The organism is Streptomyces sp. NPDC005408 (assembly GCF_040606445.1).
GTDB lineage: Bacteria > Actinomycetota > Actinomycetes > Streptomycetales > Streptomycetaceae > Streptomyces.
In genome coordinates, this window is sequence record NZ_JBEXEX010000114.1 from 1 (window position 1) to 5,826 (window position 5,826).

Genomic DNA, 5,826 nt, shown 5'->3' on the forward strand with positions numbered 1-5,826 from the left:
CTGCACGCGGATCAGACGCGCACAGCCAAGCCGAGGCAAGCGGTGTCAAGCATCAAGTGAAGCCACAACGTCAAGCATCAACCGAGACAAGACACCCGCCGACGGGCCGGATCGGTCCAAACCCTCTTCACTTACTCAAGGCGCCGCGCAAGCGCGGCGCGCGCCGCAGCCCCCGGCCGCGGGCTTGCCTTTGTCTTCGCCCGGCTGCCCCCGGCCGGGCGGCGGCGCACCGAGCGCGGACACCAACCGTCAGAGAAAGGCCGGCACGGGGCTGGGGCGGTCGACTCCACGCCTTTACGCAGCCACCATGGGGCGAGCCTCGAAGATCGGGGCCCACATCGGGCTATTGCGGGCAGGTCCAGAGACTGCCCGAGTCGCGGAAGCTTACGGGCCCCGATCTCTCGCCCCATGGCAGCTCCCGCCCAAAGCCGCTCCACCGACCTTGGTTCGCCTAGTGACCGTAGATGTGTCCTCGCACCAGGGGGTCGTTCTCCAGGATGAAGTCCGAGACCTGCCAGAACTCGCTCAGCCGGGGATGCTGCAATGCGGCTTCACGGTTGAGCTTGAGCCCGAAGAGGGGTCCATCGGGGTGAGCGAGGCCAGCGGTCACCAATGTGGAGGCGGGCTCGGTCTGGCCAACGACGGGACCAACGCGGCAGGCGAAGGCCACGTGATCGTTCCACTTGTCCGGCCCTTGGCCCCACGTTCCGAAGATCACGTCTATCCATGCGTCGTGGTGTCGGTCGGTGTGGTGGTAGCAGTTCGCGAAGTACGCGGCATGCGGTGCACCGTCGGCATAGATGAAGTCCCATGCCCGCTCAATGGGGGCGTTGCAGCAATCGCACTTGAACTCGCGAGTCTGGCGGTCGGGGCCAAAGGTCAGCAGCATGCCGAACATCATGCTCGATGCTGCGACCGGCGCTCATGGCAGGTGACCCAGCGAGGCACACCGCCGTGCCCCTCACGTGCCTGCACGGGCGGTAAACCACGGGGAACAGTGGTCCTTGACGGTGCGGCGAAACAAGACGGCCCCTGACCAAGTTGCCTGGTCAAGTGCCGATCACCTGCGGTGGGTGTGGGATTTGAACCCACGGTGACGTCGCTGCCACGACGCTTTTCAAGATCGCTGAAGGGGTTGACTCGCCCCATTGAGACTCCACTGACCTCGCGTGCCGGAACGCCGTGCCCCGCGGGGTTACGCAAGGTGGCAGGGATGACTGTGTGCTTGCGCTACGCCTAGTACCCAGATCTGGCGGATGCGGCGCACAATAGAAACAATTCGTCATACGCGCACAAAAGAAGATCCACCATGAACCGCATACGCAGGAGCACAGCAGCCGCCGCGCTGGCGCTCGCCGTCACGACGGGCGGATTCGCAACCAGTTGTGGAGGCGGAGGTGAGGGGGCCAGCAAGCCACCGGCCCAGACCGAGACCGAACTTCCGCCGGCGGAAGAGACCGCGCCCACCACCCCGGAAGAGGGGCCCTCGCCGCAAGGGGGTATAGAAGAAGAGGTCGGCCCGGGTACCCACCAGGTCGGTAAGGACATGCCGCCGGGTACGTACCGGACCCAAGGTCCCTCCGATAGCGATCTCCCCAACTGCTACTGGGCTCGGTTGAAGGACGCCAGCGGCGAGTTCGACGCGATCATCGCTAACGGGAACGCTCAGGGGCCCACGACCGTCACGGTGAACACCGGCGAGTACTTCGAGACCAGCGGTTGCCGCAACTGGATCAAGGAAGAGGGTCCCCCGCCTCAGGAGAAAGCCCCTCAGCCGGAGAGTCCTGCGGGGGTCGGCCCGGGTACCCACCAGGTCGGTAAGGACATGCCGCCGGGTACGTACCGGACCCAAGGTCCCTCCGACAGCGATCTCCCCAACTGCTACTGGGCTCGGTTGAAGGACGCCAGTGGCGAGTTCGACGCGATCATCGCTAACGGGAACCCTCAGGGGCCCACGACCGTCACGGTGAACACCGGCGAGTACTTCCAGACCAGCGGTTGCCACAACTGGATCAAGATCGGATAGCCCAACTTGCAAGGCACGATGCGTTGACCATCCCTCCGCATCGTGCCTTCGTATGTCTACGTCCACGGAAACAACACAGACGCCCAGATCCCTGACATCCACGGCTGACATCAACGACGCCGGACAGCGGCGTACATGAGCACTCCTGTCCGGCCGCAGCGGCGCCAGGCCACGCCACCATGGTCAGCTCTCGATCGAACTCCTAAAGCGGGTGTCGTAGATCATGCGCGAGGCCCCTGATGAGCTCAGGTCGCTCGGCGGACAATGGCGGCATGACGTTGACGATTTGGGTCGATGACTGGCAGATCCAGTGCTGCGGACAGAGCTTCGCGCCAGGGGATGTTGTCTCCTGGACGCTGCTGGAGGTCGATCCGGAGGATTATGCCGACGTCGTTGGCAGCGAACGTGCGGATGAGATCGACTTCCGCGAGGAGCATCACGGCCAGGGGGAGGGGCACGCACCCACCTCGGTGGAGGTGGTGTCGATCGCCGAGGTGCACTGCCGTTACGGGGTGCCCCCGGGCGCTACGGACAAGGTGAACCACCCCGTTCCGGGCACGACCGTGCTGGTTCCGGTCAAGGAGGCGGACGGGTGGGCGAAGGCCAGGCCGGACGTTAGCTTCGCGGGCTATCTGGTGACGGCCCGGCGTGCCACGGACGGGCCGGAAGGTGCGGCTGCTCGCGGTCAATGAAGGAGTACAGCAGCTCCGTACCGCAACCCCAGCAACCGACCCCGTCCGGTAGCATCCCTCCGGGGCCTCGGGGCGGCCGGTATGACCGTCGCTGACCGATCCGGCTAGAGCTACGGATCAGAAGGGTCGCGAGATCCCGTGGGCTTCGAGCGCGTCTGTGTAGCGCTGTAGCTTCGCGCCCAGATCGGCTTGGAGGAGGCTCGCTACCTGCCGAGCCTCCTCCAAGTCGCCTGCAGCGCACAGCTCGACGAGTTCGGCCACGTCCGCCTGGAGGATGCTGAGGGTGTCTCCTTGGACCAGAACACCGGGAAAGCGACGGCCCGGAAGGCGCACCACGGCATCGTTATCACCATCGGTGAACAACTCGGCCTCTACTCGTTCCATCGGAGCCCCGTCTCAGTTTCCGTCTCATTCAGCTCAGTTCAGGGGCGTCCAAGACAGGACCGAAGCCGGAACAGGCTGAACCACCGAACGTGCGTGAACTCAGGTGGACAGCCTCGTACACGGCGCCGCGCGGCGCCAACAGACTTGGAAAGCGTGCGCTTCGGGGGTCGTGTCACTCGGCAGGTTCGTGGACTACTCGAAGAAATCCTCGTCAATCCGCTTCAGCGTGAATGTCTGTTCTACCTGCACCCCAACGTCATACAGGACCATGAGCTCCGCCAGCCGCGCGCCATCGATGAGGATGATCCGGTTCGGGATGCGCTCGACGTACTGACGGGCCTCGGGGCTGAACGTGCTCGTGGTGATGAACACTCCACGGTCGGCCTGCACCCCGTGAAGGGCCCCGACGAAAGCTTGCACGCTCGGCCGTCCAACGGCAGTGTCGGTGTACCGCTTAGCCTGCAAGTAGACCCGGTCAATGCCGAGTGGATCCTGCCGGATGATGCCATCGATACCACCATCATGTGATCGACCACGGTGTTCGACAGCGCCAGCCTGGCCCCCGTAGCCCATCGCCGTAAGCAACTTGAGTACCAGATGTTCCAGAAACTCGGGCGGTTGCGCCAGCACCCGCCGCAAGATCTCGCCCTGTAGGGCTGCCGTGGACTGCGCAACGGCCGCTGACATGCTCTCCAGCGGCGTCACCTGCTCAGATACCTCGGCATCGGCAGCTGGCTCGTCGCCGTCCTGCTGCCTGGTTCGACTCCGGAACTCCTGGTACTCAGGGAAGCGTCCGAGGTAGTCGAGGTCAATACCCGGCGGCGGCTCAAGGAGCACCTTCTGCCCACGATCGCTGATCTGCACCTGGCCGCGCCGGGGACGATGCACAAGGCCGGCCTGGAAGAGGTACGTGTTCGCCCACAACACGCGGTTATCCAGCCGCGGCCGCCCGCCCGGCGTGGCCTCGACCCGATCCTCGTCGGACAATCCGAAATCGGCCACGCACTTCTCGCGAAGCTCCCGCCAGTGCCTGGGCTCACCGTCAGCCAAGTGGCGCAGAATCGGCAGCATGAACTCGTGGAACTTTGGAACTGCCATCGCCCGACCCCCAACTGCACCGCGGTGACACTGAGTCACTCGTGTTGACAGCAAGGAAGGTACAGCAACCACTGCGTCGGCACTTGGTCGATGGCAGCCTCCGAGCACAAACCCGTGCACGAAACCTCAATGACCATCAAGAGTGGTTGTGCTCTCGCGACCGCCCCGGCGATCGCGAGGACGGGCTGCCGCACCAGATGCACACCGGTTAGGGCAGCGAGCACCGGTCAATCACGGTCACTGGGGCAGGTCAGCGCATAGCCAACTTCCGCCTGTCGCCGCAGGTCAACTGATTTTTCTATGCCAGAGGTCGGCGATTCCCAAGCTGAGAGCTTGGAAGGCTGGACGCCTCCAAGTTGTCTTTGGGTGCCGGCCTCTGCGGCTTGCCCTGGGCCGTGTGTTCGGGGGTGGATCTCTAAATCTCACGCTCAGCCTGCCGTGCTGCTTCAATGAACGAGTCGACGGAGGCCAGGTAGGCATCAACGGCCCGACGGAAACTCTCGGCCTCGCGTATGTTTTCCTGGACGGCGATGAGACGGACGTACGCTTCGCCGGAGGCCGCGTGGACTGCGTTGGCCGCCGCTATCGGCTCAGGGCGGCATTCCAGAGAGACTACGGCCAGAGAACGCAGGAAGGGCCCGTAGGAGTCACGCAGTTGATCCCGGAGCTCTGTGAGGGATGCCAGTCGTTCCTCTTGGTTCTCCACCTTCAAGTACTTGGGGATCCTGCGGTACACGATCCCCATTTCATTGGCCTGCTGGATGAAGTCCAGCTGTGTGGCTCTGCGTGCCTCGCGCTCCCGAGCGATGTGCGCAGCTTCGGCGGCGGCTTGGGCCTGGATGCGAGCGGCTTGCGCGTTGCCCCTGCTGGTCACCCAACTGGCGACCACCGCTGTGGTAGCGGTCAGCAGAGCCACCCACAAAGCGCCGTTGTCCATGACGCACAGTGTGTGTGACACGAACCAACATGCCCAGAGTGCGCCGGTTCCCGGGCTCCGGCCGGGGCACGTGGCTGGCGCACTGGCCAGAGCAAGCGGAAGAGGCCGCCGATACGGCGCGACGTCGCCGACTAACTCAGCTCGCCTTGCCCAGCCGAGCAACCGCCAGCACCAGTGCTGCCACGTCATGCGCCGCTGCCGCCGACAGCACCAGGCGCACCGTCCCGGCCCCGTCCGCGTTCGTCCTGGCCCGCCATTCGAGCCCCATCGTATCGAACCCCGCACTCGTCAACGCCGCCGCCAACTCCCCGCCGGCATCCGCCGCATCACGCCAGCCCGCCACGTAGTCGACCCCGCGCACCCACACCACGTCGTCCAGGTCGAACGGATCGGTCTCGAATCCCTCGTCCTCTGGGTCGTGCATCCGCTTAGTCCCTTTCCCCGTCGCTGGCTCAACTCCGGCCATGAGAGGCTCGTCGATCATGGACACGACGACGGCCCCGGTACCATCGGCACCGGGGTTGCTTCTGCGCCCCAACCGGACCGCCCCCGAATGCTTCCAGGCCAAGGGGGCGGTCCGGCCTGCATCCGGCCTAAGGGTTGTCCCGTAACTGAAGTCGCCGCAGGCCCTAAGCCGTTCCTGTCCTGGGTGCCAATGGGTCACTGCGGGCGTTGTCAGTGGGCGCGGG

The 5,826-nt window shown here is 64.9% G+C and carries 7 protein-coding genes; 2 read left to right on the forward strand and 5 right to left on the reverse strand.

The window, feature by feature from the left end; genetic code table 11:
- Window positions 1-451 precede the first annotated feature (451 nt).
- Window positions 452-889: a hypothetical protein gene (locus tag ABZS64_RS38925; protein WP_355839890.1), complete on the reverse strand. Its 438-nt coding sequence runs from the start codon at window positions 887-889 to the stop codon at window positions 452-454.
- A 420-nt stretch (window positions 890-1,309) separates the two neighbouring features.
- Between ABZS64_RS38925 and ABZS64_RS38930 the strand changes: the two genes are divergently transcribed.
- The gene (locus tag ABZS64_RS38930; RefSeq protein ID WP_355839892.1) at window positions 1,310-2,026 is read left to right on the forward strand and encodes a hypothetical protein; all 717 of its coding nucleotides are present in this window, start codon (window positions 1,310-1,312) and stop codon (window positions 2,024-2,026) included.
- A 272-nt stretch (window positions 2,027-2,298) separates the two neighbouring features.
- Complete coding sequence (locus tag ABZS64_RS38935) at window positions 2,299-2,718, forward strand: DUF6578 domain-containing protein (RefSeq protein ID WP_355839894.1); 420 nt, start codon at window positions 2,299-2,301, stop codon at window positions 2,716-2,718.
- Between the two features lie 117 nt (window positions 2,719-2,835).
- Here ABZS64_RS38935 and ABZS64_RS38940 read toward each other — a convergent pair whose 3' ends face one another.
- The 4 genes from ABZS64_RS38940 to ABZS64_RS38955 all read right to left on the reverse strand — a co-directional run bounded on the left by ABZS64_RS38940 (window position 2,836) and on the right by ABZS64_RS38955 (window position 5,561).
- Window positions 2,836-3,102, reverse strand: a complete 267-nt coding sequence (locus ABZS64_RS38940) for a hypothetical protein (protein WP_355839896.1) — start codon at window positions 3,100-3,102, stop codon at window positions 2,836-2,838.
- Between the two features lie 192 nt (window positions 3,103-3,294).
- On the reverse strand, window positions 3,295-4,200 hold the full coding sequence (locus ABZS64_RS38945; protein ID WP_355839898.1) for a restriction endonuclease: 906 nt from the start codon (window positions 4,198-4,200) through the stop codon (window positions 3,295-3,297).
- A 415-nt stretch (window positions 4,201-4,615) separates the two neighbouring features.
- Window positions 4,616-5,137: a hypothetical protein gene (locus ABZS64_RS38950; protein WP_355839900.1), complete on the reverse strand. Its 522-nt coding sequence runs from the start codon at window positions 5,135-5,137 to the stop codon at window positions 4,616-4,618.
- Between the two features lie 136 nt (window positions 5,138-5,273).
- On the reverse strand, window positions 5,274-5,561 hold the full coding sequence (locus tag ABZS64_RS38955) for a hypothetical protein (protein ID WP_355839902.1): 288 nt from the start codon (window positions 5,559-5,561) through the stop codon (window positions 5,274-5,276).
- Window positions 5,562-5,826 lie beyond the last annotated feature (265 nt).

What these genes read in the sequence shown, in the direction of transcription:
- ABZS64_RS38925 (WP_355839890.1), bottom strand. Translation starts at nt 889, where the DNA reads ATGCTGCTGACCTTTGGCCCCGACCGCCAGACTCGCGAGTTCAAGTGC.
- ABZS64_RS38935 (WP_355839894.1), top strand. Translation starts at nt 2,299, where the DNA reads ATGACGTTGACGATTTGGGTCGATGACTGGCAGATCCAGTGCTGCGGA.
- ABZS64_RS38945 (WP_355839898.1), bottom strand. Translation starts at nt 4,200, where the DNA reads ATGGCAGTTCCAAAGTTCCACGAGTTCATGCTGCCGATTCTGCGCCAC.
- ABZS64_RS38950 (WP_355839900.1), bottom strand. Translation starts at nt 5,137, where the DNA reads ATGGACAACGGCGCTTTGTGGGTGGCTCTGCTGACCGCTACCACAGCG.
- ABZS64_RS38940 (WP_355839896.1), bottom strand. Translation starts at nt 3,102, where the DNA reads ATGGAACGAGTAGAGGCCGAGTTGTTCACCGATGGTGATAACGATGCC.
- ABZS64_RS38930 (WP_355839892.1), top strand. Translation starts at nt 1,310, where the DNA reads ATGAACCGCATACGCAGGAGCACAGCAGCCGCCGCGCTGGCGCTCGCC.
- ABZS64_RS38955 (WP_355839902.1), bottom strand. Translation starts at nt 5,561, where the DNA reads ATGCACGACCCAGAGGACGAGGGATTCGAGACCGATCCGTTCGACCTG.